The 26,908-nt window shown below is 58.3% G+C and carries 35 protein-coding genes and 1 pseudogene; 19 read left to right on the top strand and 17 right to left on the bottom strand.

What is annotated here, in order from left to right; all coding sequences use genetic code 11:
- The first annotated feature begins 3 nt into the window (after positions 1-3).
- Entirely contained in the window at positions 4-546 is a 543-nt protein-coding gene (locus tag FBX99_RS16075; protein WP_145132029.1) for a Pycsar system effector family protein, read from the top strand.
- A 19-nt stretch (positions 547-565) separates the two neighbouring features.
- Here the strand turns inward: FBX99_RS16075 and FBX99_RS16070 are convergent, their stop codons facing one another.
- Positions 566-1,825, bottom strand: a complete 1,260-nt coding sequence (locus tag FBX99_RS16070) for an adenylate/guanylate cyclase domain-containing protein (RefSeq protein ID WP_256664069.1) — start codon at positions 1,823-1,825, stop codon at positions 566-568.
- A 516-nt stretch (positions 1,826-2,341) separates the two neighbouring features.
- Here FBX99_RS16070 and FBX99_RS16065 point away from each other — a divergent pair.
- Positions 2,342-2,917, top strand: coding sequence for an antitoxin Xre/MbcA/ParS toxin-binding domain-containing protein (locus FBX99_RS16065; protein WP_145132027.1), 576 nt, complete (start codon positions 2,342-2,344; stop codon positions 2,915-2,917).
- Positions 2,917-3,414: an RES family NAD+ phosphorylase gene (locus FBX99_RS16060; protein ID WP_145132025.1), complete on the top strand. Its 498-nt coding sequence runs from the start codon at positions 2,917-2,919 to the stop codon at positions 3,412-3,414. Before FBX99_RS16065 ends, FBX99_RS16060 begins: the two co-directional genes overlap by 1 nt.
- 72 nt (positions 3,415-3,486) lie before the next feature.
- Here the strand turns inward: FBX99_RS16060 and FBX99_RS16055 are convergent, their stop codons facing one another.
- The 9 genes from FBX99_RS16055 to FBX99_RS16015 all read right to left on the bottom strand — a co-directional run bounded on the left by FBX99_RS16055 (position 3,487) and on the right by FBX99_RS16015 (position 9,743).
- Entirely contained in the window at positions 3,487-3,963 is a 477-nt protein-coding gene (locus FBX99_RS16055) for a phage virion morphogenesis protein (protein ID WP_145132023.1), read from the bottom strand.
- Positions 3,964-4,073: 110 nt separating this feature from the next.
- Positions 4,074-4,880 carry a phage minor head protein gene (locus FBX99_RS16050; protein ID WP_145132021.1) on the bottom strand — a complete coding sequence of 269 codons (807 nt, stop codon included), beginning with the start codon at positions 4,878-4,880 and terminating at the stop codon, positions 4,074-4,076.
- 1 nt (position 4,881) lies between these two features.
- Positions 4,882-6,264: a DUF935 domain-containing protein gene (locus FBX99_RS16045; RefSeq protein WP_145132019.1), complete on the bottom strand. Its 1,383-nt coding sequence runs from the start codon at positions 6,262-6,264 to the stop codon at positions 4,882-4,884.
- On the bottom strand, positions 6,261-7,865 hold the full coding sequence (locus tag FBX99_RS16040; protein ID WP_145132017.1) for a terminase large subunit domain-containing protein: 1,605 nt from the start codon (positions 7,863-7,865) through the stop codon (positions 6,261-6,263). The genes FBX99_RS16045 and FBX99_RS16040 overlap by 4 nt, the downstream gene beginning before the upstream one ends.
- On the bottom strand, positions 7,862-8,413 hold the full coding sequence (locus FBX99_RS16035; RefSeq protein ID WP_145132015.1) for a phage protein Gp27 family protein: 552 nt from the start codon (positions 8,411-8,413) through the stop codon (positions 7,862-7,864). Before FBX99_RS16035 ends, FBX99_RS16040 begins: the two co-directional genes overlap by 4 nt.
- 2 nt (positions 8,414-8,415) lie before the next feature.
- The gene (locus tag FBX99_RS16030) at positions 8,416-8,709 is read right to left on the bottom strand and encodes an ArsR family transcriptional regulator (RefSeq protein WP_145132013.1); all 294 of its coding nucleotides are present in this window, start codon (positions 8,707-8,709) and stop codon (positions 8,416-8,418) included.
- Positions 8,706-9,011: a DUF2730 domain-containing protein gene (locus FBX99_RS16025; protein ID WP_145132011.1), complete on the bottom strand. Its 306-nt coding sequence runs from the start codon at positions 9,009-9,011 to the stop codon at positions 8,706-8,708. The genes FBX99_RS16030 and FBX99_RS16025 overlap by 4 nt, the downstream gene beginning before the upstream one ends.
- Positions 9,012-9,027: 16 nt before the next feature.
- Entirely contained in the window at positions 9,028-9,246 is a 219-nt protein-coding gene (locus FBX99_RS16020; RefSeq protein WP_145132008.1) for a hypothetical protein, read from the bottom strand.
- A complete protein-coding gene (locus tag FBX99_RS16015; protein WP_145132006.1) occupies positions 9,243-9,743 on the bottom strand; it encodes a structural protein in 501 nt (166 codons plus the stop codon). Before FBX99_RS16015 ends, FBX99_RS16020 begins: the two co-directional genes overlap by 4 nt.
- A 302-nt stretch (positions 9,744-10,045) precedes the next feature.
- On the opposite strand from FBX99_RS16015, the gene FBX99_RS16010 reads away from it, so the two are divergent.
- The 3 genes and pseudogenes from FBX99_RS16010 to FBX99_RS29185 all read left to right on the top strand — a co-directional run.
- Positions 10,046-10,795, top strand: coding sequence for a protein kinase (locus FBX99_RS16010; RefSeq protein WP_145132004.1), 750 nt, complete (start codon positions 10,046-10,048; stop codon positions 10,793-10,795).
- A 101-nt stretch (positions 10,796-10,896) separates the two neighbouring features.
- Positions 10,897-11,406, top strand: a complete 510-nt coding sequence (locus FBX99_RS16005; protein ID WP_145132001.1) for a hypothetical protein — start codon at positions 10,897-10,899, stop codon at positions 11,404-11,406.
- Between the two features lie 9 nt (positions 11,407-11,415).
- Positions 11,416-11,490 (top strand): annotated as a pseudogene (locus FBX99_RS29185) (hypothetical protein); the annotation flags it as partial.
- A 59-nt stretch (positions 11,491-11,549) separates the two neighbouring features.
- Here FBX99_RS29185 and FBX99_RS16000 read toward each other — a convergent pair.
- From FBX99_RS16000 to FBX99_RS15985, 4 genes are all read right to left on the bottom strand, one after another.
- On the bottom strand, positions 11,550-12,113 hold the full coding sequence (locus tag FBX99_RS16000; RefSeq protein ID WP_145131999.1) for an NADAR family protein: 564 nt from the start codon (positions 12,111-12,113) through the stop codon (positions 11,550-11,552).
- Between the two features lie 571 nt (positions 12,114-12,684).
- Entirely contained in the window at positions 12,685-13,218 is a 534-nt protein-coding gene (locus tag FBX99_RS15995) for a hypothetical protein (protein WP_145131996.1), read from the bottom strand.
- A gap of 74 nt (positions 13,219-13,292) precedes the next feature.
- Complete coding sequence (locus FBX99_RS15990; protein ID WP_145131994.1) at positions 13,293-13,778, bottom strand: hypothetical protein; 486 nt, start codon at positions 13,776-13,778, stop codon at positions 13,293-13,295.
- 17 nt (positions 13,779-13,795) lie between these two features.
- A complete protein-coding gene (locus tag FBX99_RS15985; RefSeq protein ID WP_145131992.1) occupies positions 13,796-14,212 on the bottom strand; it encodes a helix-turn-helix domain-containing protein in 417 nt (138 codons plus the stop codon).
- A 122-nt stretch (positions 14,213-14,334) separates the two neighbouring features.
- Between FBX99_RS15985 and FBX99_RS15980 the strand changes: the two genes are divergently transcribed.
- From FBX99_RS15980 to FBX99_RS15945, 8 genes are read left to right on the top strand one after another with little or no spacing between them, the layout of a single operon-like run.
- Positions 14,335-14,571, top strand: coding sequence for a DNA-binding protein (locus FBX99_RS15980; RefSeq protein WP_145131990.1), 237 nt, complete (start codon positions 14,335-14,337; stop codon positions 14,569-14,571).
- A gap of 8 nt (positions 14,572-14,579) precedes the next feature.
- Complete coding sequence (locus tag FBX99_RS15975; protein ID WP_145131988.1) at positions 14,580-14,792, top strand: hypothetical protein; 213 nt, start codon at positions 14,580-14,582, stop codon at positions 14,790-14,792.
- Positions 14,789-15,091 carry a helix-turn-helix domain-containing protein gene (locus tag FBX99_RS15970; protein WP_145131986.1) on the top strand — a complete coding sequence of 101 codons (303 nt, stop codon included), beginning with the start codon at positions 14,789-14,791 and terminating at the stop codon, positions 15,089-15,091. The genes FBX99_RS15975 and FBX99_RS15970 overlap by 4 nt, the downstream gene beginning before the upstream one ends.
- Positions 15,092-15,101: 10 nt before the next feature.
- Positions 15,102-16,028 carry a hypothetical protein gene (locus tag FBX99_RS15965; protein ID WP_145131984.1) on the top strand — a complete coding sequence of 309 codons (927 nt, stop codon included), beginning with the start codon at positions 15,102-15,104 and terminating at the stop codon, positions 16,026-16,028.
- A 1-nt stretch (position 16,029) separates the two neighbouring features.
- Complete coding sequence (locus FBX99_RS15960) at positions 16,030-17,784, top strand: DDE-type integrase/transposase/recombinase (RefSeq protein ID WP_145131982.1); 1,755 nt, start codon at positions 16,030-16,032, stop codon at positions 17,782-17,784.
- On the top strand, positions 17,784-18,965 hold the full coding sequence (locus tag FBX99_RS15955) for an ExeA family protein (RefSeq protein WP_145131980.1): 1,182 nt from the start codon (positions 17,784-17,786) through the stop codon (positions 18,963-18,965). The genes FBX99_RS15960 and FBX99_RS15955 overlap by 1 nt, the downstream gene beginning before the upstream one ends.
- A gap of 1 nt (position 18,966) precedes the next feature.
- Positions 18,967-19,287 (top strand): hypothetical protein, encoded by a 321-nt coding sequence (locus tag FBX99_RS15950; protein ID WP_256664067.1) that lies wholly within the window; start codon positions 18,967-18,969, stop codon positions 19,285-19,287.
- 31 nt (positions 19,288-19,318) lie between these two features.
- Positions 19,319-19,681: a Mor transcription activator family protein gene (locus FBX99_RS15945; protein WP_145131978.1), complete on the top strand. Its 363-nt coding sequence runs from the start codon at positions 19,319-19,321 to the stop codon at positions 19,679-19,681.
- Between the two features lie 278 nt (positions 19,682-19,959).
- Here the strand turns inward: FBX99_RS15945 and FBX99_RS15940 are convergent, their stop codons facing one another.
- The 3 genes from FBX99_RS15940 to FBX99_RS15930 all read right to left on the bottom strand — a co-directional run bounded on the left by FBX99_RS15940 (position 19,960) and on the right by FBX99_RS15930 (position 22,479).
- A complete protein-coding gene (locus FBX99_RS15940) occupies positions 19,960-20,790 on the bottom strand; it encodes an alpha/beta fold hydrolase (RefSeq protein ID WP_145131975.1) in 831 nt (276 codons plus the stop codon).
- Between the two features lie 169 nt (positions 20,791-20,959).
- Positions 20,960-21,316: a 6-carboxytetrahydropterin synthase QueD gene (gene queD, locus FBX99_RS15935; protein ID WP_144930163.1), complete on the bottom strand. Its 357-nt coding sequence runs from the start codon at positions 21,314-21,316 to the stop codon at positions 20,960-20,962.
- An 83-nt stretch (positions 21,317-21,399) separates the two neighbouring features.
- The gene (locus FBX99_RS15930) at positions 21,400-22,479 is read right to left on the bottom strand and encodes a patatin-like phospholipase family protein (RefSeq protein WP_144930164.1); all 1,080 of its coding nucleotides are present in this window, start codon (positions 22,477-22,479) and stop codon (positions 21,400-21,402) included.
- 228 nt (positions 22,480-22,707) lie between these two features.
- On the opposite strand from FBX99_RS15930, the gene FBX99_RS15925 reads away from it, so the two are divergent.
- From FBX99_RS15925 to FBX99_RS15905, 5 genes are all read left to right on the top strand, one after another.
- Entirely contained in the window at positions 22,708-23,016 is a 309-nt protein-coding gene (locus tag FBX99_RS15925; protein WP_145131973.1) for a PepSY domain-containing protein, read from the top strand.
- Positions 23,016-23,327: a PepSY domain-containing protein gene (locus FBX99_RS15920; RefSeq protein ID WP_144930166.1), complete on the top strand. Its 312-nt coding sequence runs from the start codon at positions 23,016-23,018 to the stop codon at positions 23,325-23,327. The genes FBX99_RS15925 and FBX99_RS15920 overlap by 1 nt, the downstream gene beginning before the upstream one ends.
- Complete coding sequence (locus tag FBX99_RS15915) at positions 23,327-23,995, top strand: response regulator transcription factor (RefSeq protein WP_144930167.1); 669 nt, start codon at positions 23,327-23,329, stop codon at positions 23,993-23,995. Before FBX99_RS15920 ends, FBX99_RS15915 begins: the two co-directional genes overlap by 1 nt.
- Before the next feature lie 10 nt (positions 23,996-24,005).
- A complete protein-coding gene (locus FBX99_RS15910; RefSeq protein WP_144930168.1) occupies positions 24,006-25,319 on the top strand; it encodes a sensor histidine kinase in 1,314 nt (437 codons plus the stop codon).
- A 238-nt stretch (positions 25,320-25,557) separates the two neighbouring features.
- On the top strand, positions 25,558-26,874 hold the full coding sequence (locus FBX99_RS15905) for a Na+/H+ antiporter family protein (RefSeq protein WP_178111954.1): 1,317 nt from the start codon (positions 25,558-25,560) through the stop codon (positions 26,872-26,874).
- The last annotated feature ends 34 nt before the right edge of the window (positions 26,875-26,908 follow it).

The raw sequence follows: 26,908 nt of genomic DNA, 5'->3' as shown, positions 1-26,908 counted from the left end.
AATATGTTGAATGCGCAGGAATGTGAAAGGAAAATAAAAAATCAATTTGAGGTCCTTAAGCGAATTGATACTTATATCGGCACGACAAATACAAAATGCACCATTATCATGTCTTATTGCGCAGCAGCCATTGCGTTTATATTTACGCTGCTGACAAAGTTTGACTCGGCTAGTGCGAGCATGCAACTAACTGTCGGAATCGGAATTTTTTCGGTCTTGGCTTTGGTGCTAGCGCTCTGGTGCATGGTGTTAGCTACGCTTACCATTTTTCCAGTGACGTTCAGCAAACCGGACTCCCCGCGGGGGGAGTCATTGATATTTTTCGGGGATATTGCTTCTTGTGGTGGAAGCGCTAAGTATTCGGAATATATCCAGAAAGCCTCCGATGCCGAATTCTTAGAGGATCTGAACGGCCAAATTTACACGCTTGCATCCATTGCTACGAGTAAATTCTCCCGCATAAAACTCGTTACGATAATTTTAATGGTGCACTTTGGCTGCATGGCCACCGTTCTAGCTGGCGCGATCATTTATTATTTATTTTAGTTGCCCTTGATGGAGTGGATCACCCAATATAAACACTGAAAACTTGCTCGGGGATAGTAGGGGTATTATCTTCAAGCACAGAAACATACATATAATGTAGGCCCACGTATGATGTGCCCTCCCAATGTTTTGCAAAATATTCACCATTGTCGCGTCGTCTTGCAGGGACTGGGGTCTGATGATTCCCTTTACCCTGAACTTCAGACGCCTGAGGTCCGTTATTCTCGACTCTGAATATAACCTTAATGTCGGTGGTATTTGTACGCGGTCGAACAAGAGCCTTGAATTCTATGCCGTGGGATATCGGCACAGCGCGAGAGCATTTGAAGTAATGGTCTTCCGATATCTCATCTTTACGACGCTTCAAGGTACTGAATATTTTAATTTCTTGATTAAGGTCTTCTTGGTAAGGAAGTAGTCCGCTGTAGTTATTCTGAGAGAGTACATACTGCCGATAATTCATCGGTTTTTTTTGGGCGTCTGTGTAGTTGGGCGTGACGTAGGGTTGCGGTATTTTCTCGTCGTCTTTTGTATATCTACGCACTTCAATTACTTCATCATGCAATCCGAGAAGGTCCACGACTGATTGCCCGAGCATTACACGATTCCGCGGAGCGCTTTGCTGGAGTTTGGCTGCAATATCAACGTGAAATGAAGTGGCTGTGACCTCAGAAACTCCTGAGTAGCCGTACATTCCCCAGAGAACATGGGAGTGAGAGCCGTAATCCACGCCCACTCGAATTCCTACATCTTCAGCCAGTCCGCGCTCTCTCAACTGCGGCACCACTTCTTCACGTATAAACTGAACGAGCACAGCACCACAGTTGATCGCATCGATAGCGCTATTTCGCTCGTTACCATTACCTCTGAAGAACGCCAATATGGCATCGCCCATGATGCGATGTACATGCCCATCAAAAGCCAATACACATTCAATTGCACATTTTATTATCTGATTTTTAAAATAAAAAACCAAGTCCGGGGTGTAAAATACACCTAGACGGGTAGACCCTTGAATATCCACAAACAGGGAAGTTACAAATCCGTTTTCCTTTTCGCCGCTATCAACCAGATGATTAAAGTCAGGATGTCCGCCAATAATCGCTTTCTTGACTCCGGGCTTGCCATAAAGCTTTCGGAGGTTTTCTTGAATTTGGTAATCATGTGAATCTTGAAAATTCTCATTTCCATCAACGGATTCCGTAGAAATCGATTCGTATATGCGTCTCTGTACGTTCCCGCTGTCCGTAGCGAACGATTTGTTGATGGTGGGAGACATGTCAAAAGACCCGAAAATACTTTTCATCCGTGACATAAGCAGCCCTCTAGCTACTGAACAGGAAAATTTTGTAACCTAGTACCGTTATAGGTGGCGAATTAGTATCACATCTTGACTGTCGCGACAAATTTCCTGCACATCTCCTTTTCCAGCTTATGAAGGAGACTGATTGAACGGCCTTTTTGAACAGCACGCGTATTTACCTGAGGGTAGTTTGGTTCGATACGCAAGTTGGAGTTCTCGGTTATAAGGATTCTGGCTGTGCGAAATGAGCAAGGACTCGGCATGTCTGGAATGCAAGAGGCGGCGATATGGCTTGCGAGCCCGGTAGCCAGGCTGTGCTCGAGTGAAGGATGCCGCTGACGGCCTATCCCACGTTGTTTAGGCCTTGAAGGCGGCCTGACCTCGAAAGCGAACCTTGCTGCTACGCAGCGTCGTAGACGAATGTGTGGGATTAGCAGTTTCTGCCATTTGGCACTATAGTTGATGCCAGATGACAGAGTGCTGGAGGTATCCATGAGCGCCAAAAAAAAAGATGTTGCAGTCGTTGAGGCTGCTAAAGATGGCATCCGCAAAAGAAACGTCAAACCACGCGCATCGGGTGCGTTCGTAGCCGTTGTGAGTAGTGGCGAGCGCACGGTAAAGGTAATGATGCCTGGTTCCAGTCACGGTCCGTCCATGGTCGCGGTGTTGCTTTCTGGAAAAGATGGCGATGATCGTATGGAGATATACCGGGCCGTTCGTAAAGGTTTTTCGCTGCAATCTGTGCTTGATATGGTCGAGAACAGTGAGGTGTATAAGCGGCGCGGTGTGCTGTCGAAAATCGTTGGCACGTCTGAGCGCACGCTGGCGCGGCGGTTAAAAACGCCCAATGAAGTCTTAACCCCAGAGCAGAGTACGCGGGCTCTCAATTATGCCGAGGTCTTGGAAAAGGCAACGGCGGTCCTGGGTTCTCGTGAGCTTGCCGAGCAATGGATGGCCAAACCTGCACGGGGTCTGGACGGTGAGACACCGATTGACCTGATTTCAAATTCAGTCGGGTATGAGTTGGTGACTGACTTTCTGACGCGCATTGAGTATGGGGTCTATTGATGGCTAAAGACCCTTTGAGCAGTGAGATTCATTTCTGGCGCCTTGATCCCGCAGAGTATGCCGCCACTTGGAATTCGGGCGTGGGGGCTGAAAAAGTGGGTGGGCGCTGGAACCCCAAGGGAATGGGCACGGTTTACGCGGCCCTGGATGCCTCTACGGCCATCCTTGAAGTTGCAGTGCATAAGGATTTCGATGCGCTGGACAGTAAACCTCATTGCCTGACACAAGCCCGCGTACTTGACCGGTCCGGCATTCATGTCGTTCAGCCAGATAGCATTGCCAATCCCAACTGGTTAGTACCGGGTACGCCAAGCCGTAGTCAGCAAAAGTTTGGTGCAGATCTGTTGAGCAAGCACCCTTTCGTGCTGGTCCCTTCTAGTGTCTCGCCACATAGCTGGAATTTGTTGATGAACCCGCATCTGGCCGATGGGTTGTACGAGCTGGTGCTGCAAGAGCCTTTTGCGCTTGATGGGCGGCTTAATAGGCCCTTGCCCTGAAGCGGGTCTCGTCCCTCTAGCGCCGTTTCCGTCTAACCGCAGTGTCACGGGCACTGTCTGCCTTTTATGACGTTAGACGCCTGCAACCTGTTCAAGATGAGAGAGCGCTAGTTTCAGTAGGGCTTGTTCCGTTTCGGGTTGCAGGTTGCCTTCGGCATCCATGGGCAAGTATGGCCTGCCCGGAATATCACCCCACAGCTGCGGAAAATCAGCTTGATCCCCACCGAACTGCATCATCGCCGCATAGGGCTTGTTGCTACCCACCACCGCCGTGCTGTCTGTCGCTTGGGTGGAGATCGAGGCAGCCAGCCCCGCAGCGCTGACTTGCAACATCTTGCCGGGCCAGTGGCCGGTTTCGGCTCTGCGTCCTGTGGTGACGTCGGAAAGCTCAGGCCACTGGGGACGGCCTTGCTGTTCGAAGTTTTCTTCGGTCTGGCTGGCGAGCTCAGCGGCCAGACTGTGCATGAGTGGCGCTAGGTCACCGACAGTCCGCTCCACTCGGCTTAGGATTTGTTGCAGATGTTGGTGCTCTAGTTCGATGGTGAACATGGGATGCCTTCCATTTTAGGTTTGCGGTGCTAGGTGGCTGAGTTTGGGGCTGCTGCGCAGCCCAGCGGGAGCAAGCTCCCTCGCCACGGGTGGGTGTGGTTAATTGCGTTTCAGGCCTTCTGCCAGGCGGTGCCCGGGGCGTGATTGAAGCCTGGGTCGGTGCGGAATGTGACGGTATGGCCTGGGGCATTGGTAATTCGAATGCCTCCCACGGTTGCTGTTCTGATTTCCCCGGTACGTTTGTCGGTCCCGGTCTCGACCGTTTCGGTAAAGGTTTTCCCTTGGCTGGATATAACGGTAAGCCCACGGCGCTTGACGGCGGCTTCGCTCAGGGCGACGACGCGGCAGCGGCAGTTGAAGCCGTTAGGCGGGAAGATGGTTTGCCAGATGGGGTCGTCGTGACGGAAGACCTGGCCGTGCATGGCGCGGTGGCTGCTGCGGGTTTTACCGTCGAGGACGGCGATGTACATCCAGTACGGGTGGGTCTCGGTGGTCTGTTCCATGGCGGTTTTGCGGCCGGCCATGTAGGCGCTTTGCAGGTTGGTTTGGTAGATGGTTTTTAGGCGACGTGGGCTACCGAGCTGGACGGTTTCGGCGCGGCCTTGGCTGTCGACGATGACTTGCTGGCCCCACCAGCCTTGGGCTTGTAGGACGGGTTTCAAATGGGCGGTGAATTGCTGGAGGGTTTGGCCCTGTTGGAGGGCGGTTTCCAGGGCGGCGCGAATGTCGCTGAGTAGGTCCAGGCGCATGGCTTTGGCGACGGTGAATGCGTGGTCGTGGGCCTGGTCGAGGATGTCTTGCCAATGCCAGGTGATGGTGTAGCCCTTGGCCTTCAGGTAGGCGACGGCGTTGGCGGGTTCGAGGCCGAAGATGACCTTGAGGTCCGCGGGGTTGAGCTGCTTTGCGGGGCTGGCCATGTCAGTCTTCCCGGTCGGCGGTGGTGCTTAGGCGGCCCCAGGTGTCGGCCATGAACATCAGGTTGGCGAGGTTTTCAGTCAGTTGGTCTAAGGGCTCGGCTGGCAGGCTATTGATGGCTTGGTCGAGGGCGGCTTGATCTGGCGCCCGGTGTTGGGTGGTTTCGGCAAATGACGGTTTGTCGCCCCGGGTCGGTGCTTGTTGTAGGTCGCCGTCCTGCAGGTTGTAGGTGCGCTGCCAGTAGGCGTTGGTGAACCTTACGCCGGACTCGGTCAGGGCCTTGTCGCGCTGGGCCAGGGACTTGTCGATTTCTTCTTGTTGCCACAGCGCATAGCGCGGCGCGACGACGTCAGGGCCGAAGTTGAGGTCGACGACGTGGCGGATGCAGGCGTTGAGCGCGCTGGCGACGATGGCGGCGTCGCCGTCGCGGATGTCTTGGGTGACTTCGGCGCCGGCGGTGGCGCTGGCGTGGTTGGTGTCTTTTTCGGTGGTCTGGTTTTGCCCGAGCATGGCGACGTTGATTTCGCTGCGGCAGTATTCGAGCAGTTGGCGGTAGACGTCGGCGCTGCCGGCTTTGCCGGCGGCTTCGATGATTTGCACGCTGGCGTCGTCTGGGATGGCGGCGACGGCGTCTTGGACCATGGCTTCAAGGCTGTCGAGCAGCAGTTCGGTTTCGCCGTCGGTGGCGCCGCGTGGGTGTTGGCCGATGACCCAGGGGCTGCCGTATTTTTCAGTGAACTGTACCCAGAACTTGAGCCCGCCTTTCATGAAGGTGGCCGGCCAGAAGCACATGCTCAGGTCTGGGAAACCGTAGGGGTTGGCGTAGGTGGCGTCTTGCCGGGCGACGACAAAGCGTTGCGGGTCGCAGGGCTCGCCGTCTGGGCCGGCGTCTTTGGCGCGAAAGTGCAGCGCGTTGTTTTTGTCGTAGAAGAACCATTCCGCCGGTTTGCCGAGCAGGTCTTGTGGCACCCAATGCCTGCCCACGGGGCGCCATAGGAGTTCGATGGGTTGGTAGCCGAATAACGGTGCGTCGAGCAGTTCGCGGATGATGCGGTCCAGGTCGAGGTCGGTGAGCCAGTCGGTGATAAAGCGTTCCACTTTGTTGGCGGTGTCTTGACGTTGCAGGCCTCGTTCCAGCGACAGCACGGCGGCTTTGCGGCGGCGGATGTTGCCGCCGACGAGGGCTGAGCTGCGCAGGTTGCGGTACACCGCAATGTCTTTGCCTTGGGCTTTGAGAATCGGGTCTGGGTTAGGCAAATGGCTGCCGAAGTCGCTGGCCTGGGCGCGGCCTCGGGTGGCGATGTGGCGGTTGAGGGGGGGGCTGCGTTGGGGCTCGGCAAAGTGGACGAATTCAGTGGGGCTGACCCACAGGCCTGTGTTGTTCATGCGTACCCCTGGGTGAGGTGTTGGCCTTGGCGTGGGCGGCGTGATTTGACGGTGACCGGGCCGCTGGCGACTTCCAGCGTGGCGAAGTTGGCGAGCGCACCGGCACCGGCGAAGTCGCCGTGGCGGTAGAGGTCGGGGTCTTTGAGGTCTTGTTTGCGGGCTTTGACGATCATGGGGATGCCGTCGACGGTTTCGATGGCGCGGATGTCTTGGTGCAGCGAGTCGTCTTTGGGCAGCGTGATTGTCGCGTCTTCGAACAGTTGCACGAATTTTGGCATCCAGGCGCCGTACCAGGTCCGGGTGATTTTCACTTGTTGGATGCGGTTGTGGCCGAACGCGTCGGCAGTGTCTTCGGCGAGGGTTTCGCCGCTGCCGGTGGCGTCCAGGGCCGCGCCGACGAAACGCGGCAGCCGGCGCAAGATGTAGAACAGGATCTGCTGCTGTTGCCGGGTGGGCACTTTGTGCATTTCGACCACGAACGGCACGTCGCGATGCCGTGCCTGGTCCACGGACATCGGGCAGATGATGGAGAAGTCGCGGTGGCGGGCGTAGTCCATGCCGAGGAAGTGGCGTCGCTCGGGTGGGAGCGGCTGTAGCAAGGGCGCCAGGTAGCGCTCGATCCAGTTGTCGACGTAGGCCTCGCGCCGGTAGACCGGCCGTTGGGTGAAGTCGTCGTCCAGGGCCAGGCGCAGAACGGTACGACCGGGGCGCATGGCGTCTTCGATCCAGATGCCGGGGATGCAAACGCCGTTGCCATCGCGGGGGATGGCGTCGAGTTCTTCGCGCATTTGCGCTTTGCGCGGGCCGTAGGCGTTGCGGATTTGTTTGTACCAGGCCTCTTTATCTTGGGCCGTGGCGGGCTTGCCGGCCATGAAGCACACCCGTTCAAACAGGCCGTTGGCGACGGCGTCGTCGAAGGTGGCGCGGAAGACCTGGGCGCTGCTGCCGTAGCGCTGGTCGCGGATGTCGCTGACCATTTGGTTGAAGGCGTTGGCTTTGCCGTTGTGGGTGCTGATGATGACGATGCGACCGCCCCAGATCAGCAGCGCGGTGGCGGCGTCGAGCACGGCCGCGACGTCGCGGTGAAACGCGGCTTCATCGATGATGACTTTGCCTTGTAGGCCGCGCACGCCGGCTGGGTTGCTGGAGAGCGCGACGATTTTGAAGCCCGAGGCGTAGCGGATACGGTAGGCGTTGATGTGGCGGGTGTTGCCGGCGTCGTCTTGGTCCTGGAAGAGGAATTCTTCGATTTGGCTGACGCCCGACGCTTGGGCTTCGGCGATGACGCGGCTGAATTTGGCGCAGTAGCCGATGAATTCCAGGCCCTTTTCTTTGGTGTCGCCGATGTAGAAGCAGTCCATGCCGCCCGCGATCTTTTGTGAGGCGGCGGTGATGACTGAGTCCAGGGCTTCGGCGAAGGTGATGCCGGTGCGTCGGCCTTTTTCACAGAGTTTGATGTGGGCGTCGATGGCCAGCCATTGCGATTGGTGGGCCATTAGGATGCCTTCGCCCAGCGGGTCGTAGCCCTCGGGGATCTGGCGGACGCTGGGCGGCAGTTCATCCCATTCGATGACGCGCAGTGTGCTGGCGGCGGCTTTCATGGTTTGACGCCGAGGAATTTCTGCCGCCAGAACTGGGCCTGGTCTTCGGTCATGCCTTGGGCTTTGACGGCGTTGTCGAGTTCGGCGGCTTGCTCTTGGAGCAGGCGTTCGCGGGTGGCTTTTTCGATGGCCTGGCGTTCTTTGACGCTGAGGGTCCGGGCTTCCATGGTGGCTTTGGCGGCGCGGGCCAGCGCGGAGACTTCAGCGACGGTGACGTCGTCTTTTTCGTGGGCGCCCATGGCGGCCTGGTAGGTCAGGGTTGAGATGGCTTCGACGAGTAAGGCGCCGGTTTTGTCGGTGGCGTCTTCACCGAAGGCACCGACGAAGGCTTCGGCCATTTCGCGCTGTTGGCGGGCTTTGTCGATGAGTTCGTCGAAGCCCAGTTTAAAGCGGCCCAGGGCACTGCGGCTGGGGGCTTTTTCGTCGGGGAAGCGTTTTTGGATGTCGGCGAGCATGTCGTCGAGGGTCAAGCGATCTTCACGCAGAAGCTTTTGTATGTAGGCCTTGACCTGCGGTGGTAGGCGATTGATGGAGGATTTGCCGGCCATGGTCAGGCCCCCGGGCGTTTGATGCCGGGCACGCGGGCGCGGCCGGCGGCGATGTCTTGGCCGCGTTCGGTGAGGGTGGCGACCAGCACCGGGCCGATGTCGGCGAGGGTTACCGCGCCCTGTTCGGCGAGCCAGTGCAGTTCGGTTTTGACCTGATCGCGGCTGGCGGTGTGGCCGAAGTTGTCGAGGGCGGTGTTGAGGACGGAGCTGTTGGCGCGGTAGCCGGGCATTTCAACCAGCAGCCGCAAGATGACCAGGCGCATGTCGTGGCGCAGGTAGTCGGCATAGGGGGTCATGTTTTTTCTCGCAGCAGGTAGTCGTTGATGCGGTCGAGCGACCGGGCCAAGGGGCTGAGGGCGTCTTTGACGCCGGTGAGTTCGGCGCGGATGGCTTTCATGTCGCCCAGTAGGTCGGTGACCGCTGATGGGTCTGGCAGGTGCCGGACGTGTTCCTCGAGGGCGACGATGCGGGTGCGCAGTTCAAGCAGTTCTCGAGTGCTGGCGGTGTGGCGGTTGGTGATCCAGGTGTAGAGGGCCAGTATGGTGAGGACCAGCCACTGCACGGTCTGGAAGCCGAAGTTGAGTTCATTAAGGTTCATTCAACGCTCCGCAGGCTTAGTGCTGTGGTGGTCGGTCTGGCCCTTGTTTGATCAGGCGTGCGACGAACAGGAGGATGGCCAGTGCGCTGTTGAGGGTGGCGTAGGCCTTGGAGGTTAGCTGGGGCTGCCAGAGGGGCAATAGTTCCAGTTGGGCGAACCCTGCCAGGACAATGACCAATCCGATCTGGAGGCTGTAGAGCTTGTAGCCGTGGCGCCAATCGCTGATGAGCCTCATGCGGGCGCCCCCTTGAATTGGCCGTGGACAATGCCGCGTTCGATGCCGGCCAGTGATAGGCCGTCGGCAATGATGGTGTCGCCGTACCAGCGGCCGCCCGGCAAGGGGCCTGGGCCGTTTTCGTGGCGGATGATGACGGTGACCAGGGCGCGCATGATGTCGAAGTCGTAGACGTCGACGCTGGCCACATCGGGGTCGAGGCCCAGGGCGCGCGCGACGCTGATGATGTAGGCGTCGGTGTTGTTTTCTGAGGGCGGCGCCCAGCGTTCGATGATTTCGCGGACGGTGTCGATGGGGCTGCCGTCGGCGGCGCGGCGTTTGTCTTGGTAGGTGATGAGGACGCGGGCGATGGCGCGGATGCCCCAGCGTGGGTTGATGTATTGGACGTATTGGTTGTCGGTCTGGGCGGTGGCCATGCCTTGCCAGCGGATGCGATGGGCGTGGCGGATGTTGCCGGGGTTGTAGTTGCGGATGCCGCGGGGGTGTTCGGGTCGCATGGGGGATGCCTCCAGTCGTGGCGCCCCTGGGGTTTGGGGGCGCTGGATGTGCTCAGGCCGCTATGGTGGGGGGCTTGGGCTGGAGGGGCTTTTAATTGGGTTTAGGGAGAGGGTTGGCCGGGCAATGCGGACGCCCGGGCTGTTGTCGTCGATTTGTGTTTGTTGGAGCTGCATTCGGCAGAGGTCGGCTCATAGCGGCTTCATCAACGGCTAAAATGGCCAGAATCTAGTTATAGATATACGGCTAATAAATTCGTAACGTACACATCGCTTGTTTCCTTTCCTTTCCGTGGAAATGACTTATGAAAATCAAGGAAGTTGATGCCGAGGGACCACCGTGGAATCCTAAGCACGATGGAATCCCCCCTACATGGAAGCACAAGGGCGACGGTGGGAACGCTCATGTTTGGACGGACGGGGTTCACGCAATCAAGCGATTGAGACCCAACGCTTCGCAGGAGCCGGTGGCTCGTTTCGCCCGTGAGGCGCAGATCCTAGCTGAAATGTTCGGGGAACCCGAACTTGCGATTGTCCCTATCGTAGAGGTGCGGAAACGAGCGGGAGAAATCGAAATCGTCATGGAGCTGCTTGAAGGCAACCTCGCAGCCGTTATTGAAAACTTCGCAGGCCAGCCCGAAAAAGCCGCAAACGCGCTGCTTCCAATTGTCGAAACACTTGCCCAGTTGGCAGTCAGACCACAACCAGTTCACCATCGCGATATCAAGCCAGAGAATCTGCTGTATCGGCGACGTGATGATAAGATCGAGCTTGCACTCAGCGACTTCGGCTGTGCTTACCTTGCTGAAGATGAGCGCCTAACTCCAACCCATCGCGCTATCGGTGCATGGGCCTACCGGCCTCCTGAGTACTCTATTGGGCGGGTGGCAACTGTTGATGAGAAAGGCGACGTATTCAGCCTCGGAAAGGTATTCTGGGCGATGGTGAATGGGCAGCGTCATGTGGTTTTTCCAGGACCCGTATGGTTCCAAGAGGATTCGACCTTGCTCGCCAGTTTCCGACAGTGCCCAAGATTCACCACGCGATGGTCTTGATTGCTCAAGCCTGCAACATCCGCCCCGAGAAAAGACCGACACTTGCACAGTTTGCGTCGAATCTTCGACATCTAATGTTGCCAACAGCAGGAGCGCCTACGTTGGGCGATGATGAATTAGCCTCAGCCATGCTGCGTAAAGAGGCACTGCGAGAAATTGAGTACCAGCAGCGGCGTGCGTTCGCAGCGCAGTTCGTGTGTGCCATCTATGCCGATTTCGTCTTAGGCATAGATAAGCTGCATAGCAGCTTGCCACAGTCTGCGCTTTTCCGAGAATGGTTCAACGAAACGCATAGTCGCGGTCAAACACAGCAGGCGCTAGTTGAACAAGTAGCCGAACGCGAATCGGACGCTCCAGTTTCAAACGTTTTTTTTCACAAGACCTTACTTAGGACTCGTTTTTTTCCAGCCGTTGGTACAACTCCCATTCGGTTTGTTGCTAGTGTTGAAGACCAGACTAATCGAGTCGCTTCGTCAGAGCTGGTTATTTATGGTAGCTCCGAAGGCGCACGAGCAGACGTGCGTTATTCAGATGGTCAAACTGCGAGCGAGTCCCATCGTAGTAGTCTAATATTTGAGTTCTTGGGGAAGGCTGCAATGCTACTTCCCTAGCCCTTTGAAAAAGAGCTGGAGCGAGAAGCTCAGCGTAATGTTGGGCTGATGTGGCTGACGGGGCGTTTGATGCCCAACTTCAAGCCCCATAAGCCCTGGCGTTCGCCAAGGCTTTTGCGTTTTCCGTGAATCAGGTCAGGACCCTACCTTGGGACTGGCATGCTTATCCCGTCCCGTACCTGCATCAGCGCAAACCCCAGCAGATTCAAGCCTTTCCACAAATTCGGGTTGTTCGCATCCGCGTTGTCCTGTGCGAGCCCTATACCCCAGATGTTATCAACCGGGCTGGCTTCGACAATAACCCGAGAACCGGTTTGTAGAAGATATTGGTTCAACTGCGGATTCTGAGAGAACTTGGCCTGGTTCGCTCGAACGACGATGTCGTATCGGTGTTGCAGCCAAACCTTATCATCGAATCCGTGCACGTTGCGGCCAAGTGCTTTGGCGGCATTAGGAGTAGGTGCGTGGAGCACCTGCGCACGAATTTCTTGATCGTCGAACAAGGCCGCTTTCTCGGCCATCATGAAGTGTTCGGCTGTCGGGTAATGTTGTCCCTTGACAGTGAACCCGGCCTCGAACCATTGGCTGAAGCACGAAGCTGTGACGACAGTTTTACTACGCTGGTGCCCCCAGAAAAACGTAAAGCTCAGCTGTTCTCCAGAGTTGAAACGGGCACACAGTTGTTCCAGATGTTCAGAGTCGTTCAATTAGATTTCCTCGCTAACTAAAGAGCGAAGTTACAGCTATTGTGTTGACCAAGGCAACCACGAAACTTGGTAGGTCGAACGGCCACCGATTGAGGCATAATCGCACCTCTTCAACCTAATCAAGATAAACCGATGCCAAACACTTTGAAAACTTTGGCCTGCTTACCGATGCTTTGGGCCACATTAGCCAGTGCAACTTCACCGTGTACAGGTGACGGGTGCATCGACGAAGCATCGGCGTCCTTTGTTGCACCATTTGATTTTATGAAAGCCAAGTGCTCTTCGGTGAATCCTGGTATGCGGGAGCGGTACTCTGCGGTGGCCGCCCATTTCCTACCAGATTCGGATGCAGATTTCCTCAAAAAACTGCGGGCTTCGGAGTCCTACGCTCGCGTGTTCGCCGAGATAGAGTCGAAGGCAAACTCCTTAAATTCATATGAACTTGGCAACGCTTGTGATGAGTTTTCGAAAGAAATTAAGGCCCAATCCGTACGGACGCGCTGACGGTTATCAGCCGGGCAAGGCAATTTCCTACCGAAACTCAGATCCTTGTTGGCGCAGCGCTTTCGACCTAGGGATTCGCACTTTGCAGGCAGTCAGCTCGGTTGAATTTGTACTCATCCAAGTGGCTTTGGATCGCGCCGGGAATTGGCTCAATACCTCCTTGGCGAATGGCAGTTACTTGGGCCTGCCACCAGCTATTAGCAAAGATAGCCGCCGAGGTGCATTTGCCCAGCGGTTGAAACACGGAGCGACCGAATTGCGTGTAGCCACTTTCAAGCAGTGATTTGAATAGTTTGCTGTGAGCGTTCAGCTCACGGAGTTGGCCGGCCTTGAGTACCTGCGTACCCTCGGCCATCGCACTGTCCAGTTGCAACAGATATTGGGTTGCACTGCTCAGTGCCTGTGCACTGGGGCCGTTATATCGTGCTGTGGGCGATTGTGTTTCAGATGCGACGCTTGGTAAGGGGGCGCTTGGTTCGGGTTTGTTCGGCAGGAATGCGTATGCCATAAGGCTTGCGATGATGAACCAGCCGACGAACAATGCGATTTTTTCGGCGCGGGGCCGATCCTTCCAAGGTGTGGTGTATTTTTTCTCGGTCATTAAAACCTCCTTTTAACGTGTCTTTGGTCGTCCCTGACCGTTAAAGCTGGCAGATACAGCGCGGTCTGCCGGTCTTATTTGTGTGATGCCATGATGGCGAATGCAAAGAAACCGAAAACACCTGTGGTGCCTAACGCCCAAGGTTTTAACGTCTCAGGCAGAAAGTCCCTGACAAGAAAACTCAGCACAGCGATGCCCACGCAGCCGCCAAAGACTTTTAGCATTTGTAGGTTGTTTCGCTCTTGGCGTGCCCGTTCTTTTTCCTGCGCCGTGACTTCGTCGTGGTGATGCAGGTTGTAGTCACAGTGCATGCACAGTTGCGTGTAGCGCCAGGTGCAGCGGTGACATTGCGGGCATTCTCGGGCGCGGTCACTGCCCGCTGGCGGGGGCTCTTTGGCAGTCTTTATGTCAAAGGTCTGGTGGCCGAGGTTGATGTGCCCTCGGTTGCCTTTGATTTTGATGGTGAGTTCGTGATCTTTTCCATCCCTGGGGAGGTTTTCAATTTCCTCAGAAAGCCTGGCTGACAGATTTTTTACCAGGGCTTCGTCCTCGCTTCGCATACAGCTCCTTTGCTATTTCAGCGATTTACTACCAACTTCAATATTCGCTCAACGCGTGGTTGATCAAATCCTTGATCATCACCCAGCGCGTTGTAGACCTCTGTGGCCACTTCGGCCAGTTTCTTTGCCGGCCAGCGCCGACCGGCTTGTTTGGCGGCCGCTTCTAGCATTTCGATGATTCGGACGAGCTTCTCGCTGTCGATAGGTGCCCATGCGGGGGCGGTCGGCGTGTCGGCGATTTTCTGCCCGATGATGAAACCCAGGTCGGCACCGGCTGCGGTGATGGCGGCCAAGTAGTTGGCGTCGGGCACACGTTCGCCTGCTTCGTAGAGCACCTGCGTTTTTTTTGTCACACCGGCCAGTGCCGCGAAGTCGGTCTGGTTGAGGCCAAGTCGCGTCCGCTCTGCGCGCAGTCGCTCACAAAAAGAAACCATTCGGTTGCCAAAATCTCTTTAAAAGGGAACCGATTGGTTCCATTATCAATTCACACCGTTCGACCACGAACGGCAACTTAATCGGCACCCCAGCGGCGCCAGCAGCCCCCCGGAGTGAACCTATGGAGCTACGTACTGCAGAGCAGGCCCGAGCTGAGCTCAAGGCCAAAGGTGTTTCGATTACCCAATGGGCAATCGCCAATCGTTTTTCACCCAACCTGGTGTTCGAGGTGTTGGGTGGACGCAAAAAATGTGTAAGGGGTCAGGCCCACGCGATTGCGGTCAAGCTAGGTCTTAAGGCCGGAGAGATTTGTACGGATCCTGCGACGGCCCTTGAGCTCAACTGTTTTGTGGCGTGAGGCTCGTGATGAAAAATCATATCGGCTATTTGGAATCTACCGCTTTAAAACCTGCGCCGCGTGGGGGCGCAGAGCAAAAAAAGATATTTCCTACAGAAAACCCACGAATCCACACCTTTTTAGTTGTTTCCAGTTTTTGCCTGAGCCTATCACCACTCAATGCCACAGGTATTGAGGGCGCCAATTTACCTGAAATGTTTGAACCGGAGGCGAGGTTATGAAGGGCTCGGTCTCGGCTGCTGCTCGGGTTTTACGGGCGCTGAAGGCATTAAAGGGGCACACGGTCACGGGGCTGAGTAATGCGGAGTTGGCACAGCTGACGCAAGACAGCCCCAGCAATATCACGCGGGCCATGCAAACGCTGATTGATGAAGGCTTGGCGGTGAAATTGGACAACGGCCGCTTTGCTCATTCGGTGGGGGTGTTGCAGATCGCGCAGGCACATGCCGAGCACATGGCGCGTTTGACGGGACGTATGCAGGAAATCAATCAGCGGATTGCCGCTGGGTCGATCGTTTAAGGAGGGGGTTATGGCACGGAGCAAGAGCATACCCATGGAGCCACTGGCGTTGCCTGTTTTGGATGGGGTGAGGTTGACGGCTGATCAGAATGCGATGGCTGCGCTTCATGCTTCGCATGGTGAAGAGCGTGATGCGGTGAATCAGTTGTTGGGGCAAGCGCAGATGGCCGGTGTGTTTGAGGCGTTTTCCCGCACGGTGCGGACATCGAAGTTGGCGTTTGTGAAGGAAAACAAGCTCTATCGAGGGTTGGCCGGGCGTAAGAGTCCGCACGGTGCGGCGGTGTTGAGCGGTACGTGGGATGAATTTTGTGGGTTGCTGGGGCGTTCAGTTGATCAGGTGGATCGGGACATCGCCAACCTGCGGGCCTTCGGTGAGGAGGCGCTGGATTCGATGTCGCGTATGGGGATTGGGTATCGCGAGCTGCGCCAGTATCGGCGTTTGCCGCAGGACCAACAGGCGGCGCTGATTGAGGTGGCTAAAGCCGGTGATAAGGAGGCGTTTGTCGACTTGGCTGAGGAGTTGATTGCTCAGCACACCCAGGAGAAGGAGGCGTTAGGCCGTCGCCTTGATGAGTCGAGGGCCGATTACACCGCGCAAAGTGAGGTGATGGCGAAGAAGACCGTTGAGTTGGATAAGGCTCGGCGGGAGTTAGAAGTATCACGCAAGCGGATTCAGGTGATGCCTGCCGATGAGGCGGCGAAGGCTTTGCGCGGGGAAGTGGCGGCGATCGCTTATGAGACGGAGGCCAATGTACTGGGGCCGCTGCGCGAGGGGTTTGCGAAGCTTAAGGCGTTGGCGGTCGGTGGCGAGGATCACCGTGCTTTCAAGGCCGGGTTGATTCGGCAGTTGGAGATTACGCTGGGTGCGGTTCGCAGTGAGTTCAACTTGCCTGACCAGGCGGATGCCGTGGTTTGGATGACGCCTGCGGAGGCTTGATATGAACCCAGTACACATTGAGCAGTTGATGGAGATAGCACGGCGCGCGGATGCGGCGGTGCATGGTGAGCGAACGACGATTTACCAGGCTGGGGCGCGGGCGCTGGGGGTGTCTGCTTCTACGCTGCAACGCCAGTTGAAGTCGGTGCGCTTGGCTAAGCCGCGTAAGCGGCGTAGTGATGCGGGTTGCAGTGCTTTGCCGCTTGAGGAAGCGCGGTTGATTTCGGCGGTGTTGTTGGAGTCGATCCGGGCTAACAACAAGCAGTTGTCGACGCTTGAGCGGGCCGTCGAGCGGTTGCGCAGTAATAACCTGGTGGTGGCAGGTCGGGTGGATGAGGAAACGGGCGAGTTTCGCCCTTTGAGCCGCAGTGCGATCAGCAGGGCATTGCGCGCTTATAAGTTGCACCCCGAGCAGCTGTTGCAAGATGCCCCAGCGGTGTCGTTGGCGAGTCGGCATCCCAATCATGTTTGGCAGATTGATGCCTCGATTTCGACGCAGTTTTATCTGGCCGATGACGGGGCTCGGGTGATGACCAAGGCCGAGTTTTATGACGGCAAGCCGGCGAATCTGAAGAAGATTGAGCGCCAGCGACTGTGGCGGTATGTAATTACCGATCATGCGAGCGGCACGCTGTATGTGGAGTATGTGCTGGGCGCCGAGTCTGCGGAGAATCTGTGCGCGGTGCTGATTAATGCCATGCAGAAGCGCAGTGAGTCGGACCCTTTTCATGGGGTGCCTTGGGTGCTGATGACGGACCCTGGGGCGGCGATGACCAGTGGCATTTTTCGCAATCTTTGCCGTGTGCTGTCGATTGATCTGGTTGTTAATCGGGTCGGGAATGCGCGGGCCAAGGGTCAGGTTGAGCAGGCGCACAACATTGTCGAGCGTGAGTTTGAAAGTGCGCTGAAGTTTCAGGCGGCCAGCAGTCTGGAGCAGATCAATGCCTGGGCCGAACAGTGGATGCGGTATTTCAATGCGACGTCGATTCATACCCGGACGCGGCGTACCCGGTATGGCGTTTGGCAGTTGATTAAGCAGGAGCAGTTGCGGCTGGCGCCCAGCGTTGCGGTGTGTCGTGAGTTGGCGGTGAGTACGCCGGAAAACCGCAAGGTGAGTAATTTGCTGCGGGTTTCGTTCCGGGGCTCGCAGTTTGATGTGAGTTCGGTGCCGGATGTGATGGTGGGTGAGCAGTTGCTGATCACGCGCAATTGTTGGCGGGACAAGGATTCGGCGATTGCGGTGCGGATGGGCGACGACGGGCGTGAGCGATATCACGTGATTGAGCGCGTTGGAGTGAATGCGTTTGGGTTTAGTGAGACCGCGGCGATTATCGGTGATGCGTATAAGCGCCACGCTGAAACGCCCGCCCAGGTGTCGCGCAAGGTGTTGGAGCAGATCGCGACCGGCACGAGTAATCAGGCCGACGCGCAGGCGGCCCGTAAGGCGAAGGCCGTGCCGTTCGGTGGGCTGATTGATCCGCATAAGCATGTAAATGAGACGGTGCTGCCGGCTTATCTGCCGCGCCGCGGTACGAGCCTGAATGTTAATGGTCCCTCTGTTGAGGTTGCCCCGCTGAGTCATGTCGAGGCGGCGAAGTTGCTGCGTCCGCGACTGGGCAATCTTTGGTCGCCTGAGACGTTTGGCTGGTTGCAGCGGAGTTTTCCAGACGGGGTTCCCCAAGAGCAAATTGAATCGGTTGAGGCTGAGTTGAAACGGCCTGTCGAGGTCATGCGCCATACGATTGGAGGTGAGTGATGTTAAAGCTGAAAAGGATTTTGCAGGAGATGGGACGGCCCCAGGCGGCGTTGGCTCAGTCGCTGAGTTTGAGCAGCGCAACGGTTGCGCAGTTGCTGAATCACGGTCTTTGGCCGCGCAGTCTGGATGGGGATGTCTTGCGCGGGCGCATTCGCGGGTTCTTGACGGAGTCTGGTGCTAATGACGCCGCTATTGCTGATGCTTTTGATGAAGTGGACCCGCCGTGCGCCAACACGGCAGGTCCGGCCCTAGTGAAAGAGCCGTCCGGGGAGGACGAACTGATGTTACTGCCTAAACAAACGCTACAGCCAGCGACTCGGAAGGCGTTTGGTTTATTTCGTGATCCGTTTGATGAGTTGCAGTGTGCCCAGGATATGTGGGTCAGCCCGGATATTCGCTATGTGCGTGAGGCGATGTATCAGACGGCGCGGCACGGTGGGTTTCTGGCCGTTGAGGGGGAATCGGGGGCCGGGAAAAGTACGCTTCGCCGCGATCTGGTGAATCGTATTGCCGAGAATAATGACCCGGTGATGATCATTGAACCGTATGTGCTGGCGTCCGAGGATAACGACGTTAAGGGCAAGTCGCTGAAGAGTACGCACATTGCCGAGGCGATGATGGCGGCTGTGGCGCCATTGGCTAGGCTTAAGAGCAGTCCTGAAGCACGCTTCGCTCAGTTGCATAAGGCGTTGAAGGAGTCGCATGCCGCGGGGTATTGCCATTGTCTGGTGATTGAGGAGGCCCACAGTTTGCCGGTGCCGACGTTGAAGCATCTCAAGCGGATTCTGGAGCTGGAGGTTGGGTTTACCAAGTTGGTGAGTGTCATCATGATCGGTCAGCCGGAGCTGGGGGTGAAGCTGAGCGAGCGTAATGCGGATGTGCGTGAGGTGGTACAGCGTTGTGAGCGGGTCACGTTGACGCCGGTTGAGCATTCACGTCTGGAGGAGTTTTTGACGTTTCGCTTTGATCGGGTGGGCAAGGTGCTTGGGGACGTCATCGATCAGGGCGCTATTGAGGCGATTGCGGTGCGATTGTCTCAGCCGACTCGCCATGGCGGGCGGGATGGGACTGTTTCGCTGCTTTATCCCTTGGCGATTGGCAATCTGATGATTGCGGCGATGAATCTGGCTGCTCAGTTGGGTGTGCCGAAGGTGACTGCCGATGTCGTTAAGGGGGTTTGAGATGGGTGCTCTGAGCTTGATGGAGGCTGCGTCGCCGGTTCCGCCCTTGAGTATTTTGACTGAGGCGTTTCTGGCGCAGTTGTCGGCGTTCAATGCGTTGACTCGTGAGATTCGTGATGCCGGGATCGCGATCAGGCTTTTGGTGTTTTTGGATAATAAGATCTTTATCGAGTTGGACGGCGTTGAGTTGTTCATGCGGTGGTTTGGGGCTCAGTTGCAGGGGGTTCGCTATTCGCCTGAGGGGCCGATGACGTGTAACACGGTGACGGTTCGGGGTGTCGATGTGGCTTGGTTTACGTCGGCGAAGGAACAGGATCAATGAATCTGGCCCTTGGTGCTGCGGTGAAGGCCGTATGAGTGACTTCCGAAGCAAGGGGCCGGAACTGCTGGTGGATCTGACTGAGCACGTGGCGGGCGCGCTGCGTGAGTTGGTGTCGATGGATGATGAGGCGGCCCGCCATGTGGCAAATGCGGTCACCGATCGTATGGCGGCGCATTGGGGTGGGCAGAATGTCTATTTCCCAATGGGGCTGGCGGGCAAGCTGAGTCAGCGAGATCGGCAGATCTACGAGGAATTCAACGGCACGAATCAAAGCGACCTAGCCCGTAAGTGGGGGGTGTCGCTCCAGTGGATCTATAAGATCGTTAAGACGGTGCGAAAGGATGAAATCGCCCGCCGCCAAGCCGATATGTTCGCCCCGCCGGTCGATGACTGAGCGGGGCGTTTTCTGTTGCACCGGTGGTGACGGTATTGCATGGGCTGTCCCGATTTGTGCCAGCTTGGCCCGGAATGGACCGGATTTATCTCGCTTTTGCGGTAGGATTTATCTCAACCCTGAACAGCAGTGATGGTTCAAGTTGGAACGCGGTTCTCATTACCCCTGCATATTCTTTGTGGGAGCGGGCTTGCTCGCGAAGGCGGTGTATCAGTGATGTATATGTAACCGACAGACCGCCTTCGCGAGCAAGCCCGCTCCCACAGGAACAGTACGCGTCAGGTCGGCTGGGGCAACGACAAGAAACGCAAGACTGCCGCCACAATGGCTTCCGGCGCATCTTCCTGGACCAGATGCCCGGCGTTCGGCACTGGGTGGAATTGCGCGTCCGGGATCAGTTTGTGCAGCGCCTGGCCGCGCTCGATGGGAATCCATTGGTCATCCTCCCCCCACAGTATCTGCGTCGGACAGCGCACGTTCGGATACAGGCCCTCTGCCTCGCGGGTGTAGCGCTCGTCCATTTGCGCAATCTGCCGATAGAACGCGGCCTGGCCGGTCTCGCCGAGCCACGGCTGCACGTAGGGCGCCAGTTCTGCGTCCGGGATGTCCCGCTTGATCGCGCCGCGGATATACGTCGGCACAATGGCGCGCTGAATATAATCGGGCAGGCCGCTGAAGGCCGTTTCATGGCGGCGCACATGCTGGACGAAGGGGGAGCCCCAAGGCGACAGCGCCACCGGGTCGATCAGCGTCAGGCTGCGGTAGTTCTTGCCGTTGAGCAGGTGCGTGCGCAGGGCGGTGGCGCCGCCAAAGTCGTGGGCCACCACATCGGGGCAGTCCAGGCCCCAGTGTTCCAGCAATTGTGCGAACAGGTGGTTCTGTACGCCGAGGGAGACATCGGCATCGGGTTGCCCGGATTGGCCATAACCCAACAGGTCAAAGTAATGCACCCGGTGGGTGGCGCTGAAGAGCGGAGCGATGCGATGCCACACATAGGACGAAAAGGGCGTGCCATGGACGAATACCAGCGGCGGCCCGTCACCATGGATAGCGTAGCGAATGGCGTGTCCGTTGAAGGTGTATACCTGATCCAGCGGCCAATTGGTCATGGTCGATGCTCCACTGAAGAGGGGTCAGGGGATAGAGCATAGGCCAGTGCAGCTTTCCTGGGGAAAACACACCTGTGGCGAGGGGATTTATCTGTGGAGAGGGGGCTATTTGTGGCGAGGGGATTTATCCCCTCGCCACAAAAGCTCTGTTCAAGATTGGGCCCGCGGGTTACTCGCCGCGATAGATGCAGCCGCTGGTGCACGTCTCATGGATGCGAATGGCGCTGAGTTCCGGCAGCAACGGCTTGAGCTCGTTCCAGATCCACTTGGCGAGGACTTCGCTGGTGGGGTTTTCCAGGCCAGGGATGTCGTTGAGGTAGTTGTGGTCCAGGCGCTCGTAGAGCGGCTTGAAGATCGCCTTGATGTCCGAGAAGTCACGAATCCAGCCGGTGTGCGGATCGATGTCGCCGCTCAGGTGAATCGCCACCTTGAACGAATGGCCATGCAGGCGGCCGCACTTGTGGCCGTCCGGGACGTGGGGAAGGCGGTGGGCGGATTCGAAGGTGAATTCTTTGAAGATTTCCACAGGTTCAGGCTCTTTATGGTAGCGGTCGCGAGGCAGGCGGCGGAGTTTATCAGTTTGGCTCCGGCGTTGCGCGCTCATGCTGACTAAAGGGTCAGCAAACGCTCGCCCAGTCCACCATTGGCCGCCAACTCGAGGAACTCGTCGCCCAGACGCCGACTCTCGTCCATCGCCGTCTGCCAGTAGGTACGGCGGCTCGTGTCATCGCCCATGAAACGCTTGAAGTCGTTCCGGTCCGGCAGCTTGCCGTAGGGCAGGCGAGCCAGGTACTCACGGGATGGCGCCAGCAACAGGACATCTTGCAGGCGTTCGATATTGCCCCGTCGCCACGGCAGGCTTTTGTCGAACCAGCCGGGAATGACCCGGTCGGTGAAATGGGGATACAGCACGATGTCTTCGCCGCTGTAGGGCAGGTCGAGGTGATAGTCCAGCAAGCCGCCGTCGCGGTAGGTGCCGGCACCGGCGCCCGGCAGGTCGCGCACGCCCTCCATTACCATCGGGATCGAGCCCGAGGCCAGCAGCGCCTGGCGCAGATTGCCGGCCGCAAGCGGCACGAAACGTGAGGGAAAATCGTTCAAGGGATGCAGCGGCGGTGCCAGGCGCGGGTCGTGGATAATCAGCCGTTCGAAATGCCGCGACAGCCGCGCCCGGCCTCGCAGGTTGTCGGCGATCACCGACGACAGGCCCAGGCCCAGCCGCCCGCGGTGATCCTGCGCGAGCAAGCCGTGGCTTTTGACCACCATGATGTTGAGTCGGTAATGGGGGTTGGCGAGGATCGTCGCGTCGCGGCCTTCGAGCAGGTCGTCGAGCATGCGTTGCGAACTCTGGCTGACCCCGGCCATGGTCACACCCTTGGCGAAACTTTGCCCGTTGTACAAGCTGCCCAGGCGTCGGATGCCTTCGGCGGCATCCGGCAAGCAGGCGCTGGCGAAGCGCCAGGAGCCCACTGAAGCCCCAATCAACGAACGTTCACGGGGGGCGGCGGGCAGCCATTCGCCAAACAGCGCCAGGTCCAGCCCCTGAATGCCCAGGGCTTTGGGACCGCCGGCGGCACCCGGCAAGATGCCGACGTCGGCCGCCTTGAGACCGGCTTCGCGAATCCGCGCCAGGGCCCGGGGGCCGGCCTTGAGGGTGAGGGCGGGAAACTTGATGTGAATGGCGGTCATACCGGTCTCTTGGCTTGGGCAGGCAACGGATTATAGCGACACAAATCCTGTGGGAGCGGGCTTGCTCGCGAAAGCGGTGTGTCAGTCAGCGTATTCATAACTGACACGCCGCTTTCGCGAGCAAGCCCGCTCCCACCCGTTGATCTGTGTTCCATGATGGCAATTCAGTTTCAGTTAAGTTCACCCGGCTACAGTCGCCCCGTGACGATTATAAAAAGGAGATAACCCTTGAACCGCCTGACTGCCTTTTTCATCGCAACGCTCATGGCTTTGGGCGCCAGCCTTGCCTACGCACGGGACCTCGGCCCCGCGGAATCCCGAAAACTGCGAGACGCTGGTACCATTCAATCCTTTGAAAAACTCAATGCCGCTGCCTTGGCCAGACACCCTGGCGCCACCTTGACCGATACCGAGCTGGAAAAAAAGTACGGCAAGTTCATCTATCAAGTGGAGTTGCGCGACACCCAGGGCATTGAATGGGATATGGAATTGGACGCTGTTACCGGCAAGGTGCTCAAGAATCATCAGGATACTTAATGAAGCTTAATCTCTGCGCCCGCAGTCGATGGCCGCTGGCGCTGCTGGCGTTTTGTTCGGTGGTCATGGCGCGGGACCTGGACCAGGACGAGGCGCTGCAACTGCGCCAGCGGGGGGTGATACTGCCGCTGGAACAACTGCTGCAACAGGCTCTGGACCTGCACCCCGGCGCCAAGTTGCTGGAGGCTGAGCTGGAAGAGAAACACGGTGTCTATATTTATGAGGTCGAGCTGCTGGATACCGACGGCGTTGTGCGCGAATTGGACCTGGAGGCCGCATCCGGCCGCTTACTCAAAGATAAGGAAGATTGATGCGCCTGCTTCTGGTGGAAGATCACGTTCCCCTGGCCGACGAGGTGATGGCCGGGCTGACACGGCAGGGCTATGCCGTCGACTGGCTCGCCGACGGTCGCGACGCGGTGTATCAGGGCAGCAGCGAACCCTATGACCTGATCATCCTCGACCTTGGCCTGCCGGGTGTGCCGGGGCTTGAGGTACTGGCCCAATGGCGTGCCGGCGGGATGAGTACTCCGGTGCTGATCCTCACCGCCCGCGGTTCCTGGGCCGAACGCATCGAAGGCCTCAAGGCCGGTGCCGACGATTACCTGACCAAGCCTTTTCATCCCGAGGAACTGCACCTGCGGGTCCAGGCATTGCTGCGCCGCTCCCATGGCCAGGCCAACCAGCCGACGCTCCAGGCCGCCGGGCTGCATCTGGATGAGGGGCGCCAATGCGTGGTCCGCGACGGCGCGGACATTCAACTGACCGCCGCTGAATTTCGCTTGCTGCGCTATTTCATGCTTCACCCCGAGCAGATCCTCTCCAAGAGCCATCTCGCCGAACATCTGTATGACGGCGAAACCGAGCGTGACTCCAATGTGCTGGAAGTCCACGTCAATCACCTGCGACGCAAGCTGGGACGCAGCGTGATCGAAACCCGTCGCGGCCAGGGTTACCTGTTCGGCGGGCAGGCGCAGTGAGATCAACGCAGTGAGGTCCATCCAGCGACGGCTGAGCCTGGGCCTGATCGGTGTAATGGTGGTGGTCGGCCTGGTCTTGGCGCAGACCAGTCTGTGGCTGTTCGAGCTGGGACTGCAGCGCTATCTGGAAGCCGGGCTGCGCAACGACAGCGAAAGCCTGCTGGTGGCCCTGGTGCGTGGTCCCCAGGGGTTGCAACTGGATGAGCGGCGTTTGTCGCCAGCCTATCTGCGACCGTTCTCCGGACATTATTTCCGCATCGATTTCGCCGATGTGCACTGGCGTTCCCGTTCCCTCTGGGACCAGGAACTGCCCCGGCTCGACCATCCGGGCCTGCACGCCAACCTGCAACTGGGGCCTGAAGGCCAGAAACTGCTGGTATTGCGCACGGACTACCGGCGCCTGGGCCAGGCGATTTCCATCAGCGTGGCCCAGGACTACACGCCTGTGCGCGACAGTTTCCTGCGCATGCAGCAGATCGGCCTTGGCCTCGGCCTGGCGGGGCTGTTGCTGATCCTGTTGTTGCAACGGTTCACGGTGCGCCGCGCCCTGCGTCCGCTGGAGAGAGCGCGGGAACAGATCGCCCAGTTGCAGCGTGGACAACGCTCGCAACTCGACGAACAGGTGCCCCTTGAGCTGGAACCGCTGGTGGCGCAGATCAATCATTTGCTGGCCCACACCGAAGACAGTCTCAAGCGCTCGCGCAATGCCCTGGGCAACCTGGGCCATGCCCTGAAAACCCCGCTGGCGGTGTTGCAGAGCCTGGCCTCGAACGAAAAGCTCGACCCGTACCCCGAATTGCGCAGCTTGCTGCTCGAACAATTGGAGCAGGTGCGCCAACGCCTGAATCGTGAGCTCAACCGCGCCCGATTGGCCGGCGATGCCTTGCCCGGTGCGCAGCTGGACTGCGATGCGGAACTGCCAGGGCTGTTGGCGACGCTGAACATGATCCATGGCGAGCATCTGCACCTGAGTTACGTAGCCGCGCCAGGGCAGCACCTGCCCTGGGACCGCGAAGACCTGCTGGAACTGCTGGGCAACCTGCTGGATAACGCCTGCAAGTGGGCGGATGCCGAAGTGCGCCTGACCGTGACCGAGACGACCGGGACATTCATCCTGGCGGTGGAAGACGACGGCCCGGGCATTCCCGAGGAGCGGCGCGAGCAGGTCTTCAGCCGGGGCACGCGCCTGGACGAGCAGACCGACGGCCACGGCCTGGGGCTCGGTATCGTGCGGGACATCGTCGATACCTGGGGCGGGACGCTGACCCTGCACGACAGCGAGTGGGGCGGCCTGAAAGTCCTGATCGAACTGCCGCGGCGTTGACAAGATTTTCGCTCACACCCCATGTCCCTTGTGGGAGCGGGCTTGCTCGCGAAGGCGGTGTGTCCGTTATGTATTAATGACTGACACACCGCCTTCGCGAGCAAGCCCGCTCCCACAGGATGAATTCTGAGAACACCTCGAAACCCGCCGCACGGCCCTTGCAGCTTGGCGCCGCTTGCTGCAAAGTCCCCGCCTTTTTTCCGGTGGCTTTCCACCGCTGTGCCTTGAGGTAACGATGATAAATGCAGTAATTGCCGCGGTTGGCGTCATGCTGGTGCTCAGCCTGTCCCGCGTGCATGTGGTGATCGCGCTGATTATCGGCGCGTTGGTGGGTGGCCTGACGGGTGGCCTGGGCATCGAGGCGACGCTCAAGGCGTTCAACTCGGGTCTTGGTGGCGGTGCGACGGTGGCATTGTCCTATGCTCTGCTCGGCGCTTTCGCGGTAGCGATTGCCAAGTCCGGCATGGCCCATGCCCTGGCCGACAAGGCGCTGGCCCTGGTGGATCGCCAGGACGCCGCCGGTGGCTCTGGCGTCAAATGGGTGCTGATCGGCTTGCTGGGGACGGTGGCCGTCGCCTCGCAGAACGTCCTGCCGATCCACATCGCCTTCATTCCGCTGTTGGTGCCGCCGTTGCTCTACGTGCTGACCAAGCTGCAACTGGATCGCCGGCTGATCGCCTGCGTCATGACCTTCGGCCTGATCACCCCCTACATGTTCCTGCCCGTGGGGTTCGGCAATATCTTCCTTAATGAAATCCTGCTCGCCAATATCGCCCGCAGCGGCGTGGACGTCAGTGGCATCAACGTCACCCATGCCATGGGCATTCCAGCGTTGGGCATGGTCTTCGGCTTGCTGCTGTCGGTGTTCAGCTACCGCAGGAAGCGTGTCTACGACCTGAAGAAGATCGCCCGGGTCGAGCAGGTGGCGGTGCGTTACAACCCGATGAGCCTGATGGTGGCGGGGCTCGCCGTGGTGGCAGCGTTCGCGATCCAGTTGCTGGTGGATTCGATGATCATCGGGGCCCTGGCCGGATTCCTGATTTTCTCGCTGTCGGGGGTGGTGCGCTGGCGCGAGACCGACGACCTGTTCACCGAAGGCATGAAGATGATGGCGATGATCGGCTTCATTATGATCGCCGCCTCGGGGTTCGCCGAGGTGATGAAGGCCACCGGTGAAGTGCAGAGCCTGGTGGAAACCTCGGCGGCCTGGATCGGCCACAGCAAGGGCATTGGCGTGCTGATGATGTTGCTGGTGGGCCTGCTGGTGACCATGGGCATCGGCTCGTCGTTCTCCACCGTACCGATCCTGGCGACGATTTTCGTGCCGCTGTGCCTGCAACTGGGCTTCAGCCCGTTGGCGATCGTCTGCATCGTCGGCACCGCCGGCGCCCTGGGCGATGCGGGCTCGCCTGCCTCGGACTCGACCCTCGGCCCGACCTCCGGCCTGAACGTCGACGGCCAGCACCACCATATCTGGGACACCGTGGTTCCCACCTTCATCCATTACAACTTGCCGCTGCTGGCATTTGGTTGGGTGGCGGCGATGGTGTTGTAGTTCGAAGACCGAGTCGCCTCCATCGCGAGCAGGC

The sequence above is a fragment of the Pseudomonas sp. SJZ074 genome (assembly GCF_007828215.1).
GTDB lineage: Bacteria > Pseudomonadota > Gammaproteobacteria > Pseudomonadales > Pseudomonadaceae > Aquipseudomonas.
This window is presented reverse-complemented; position numbering and strand designations above follow the sequence as displayed.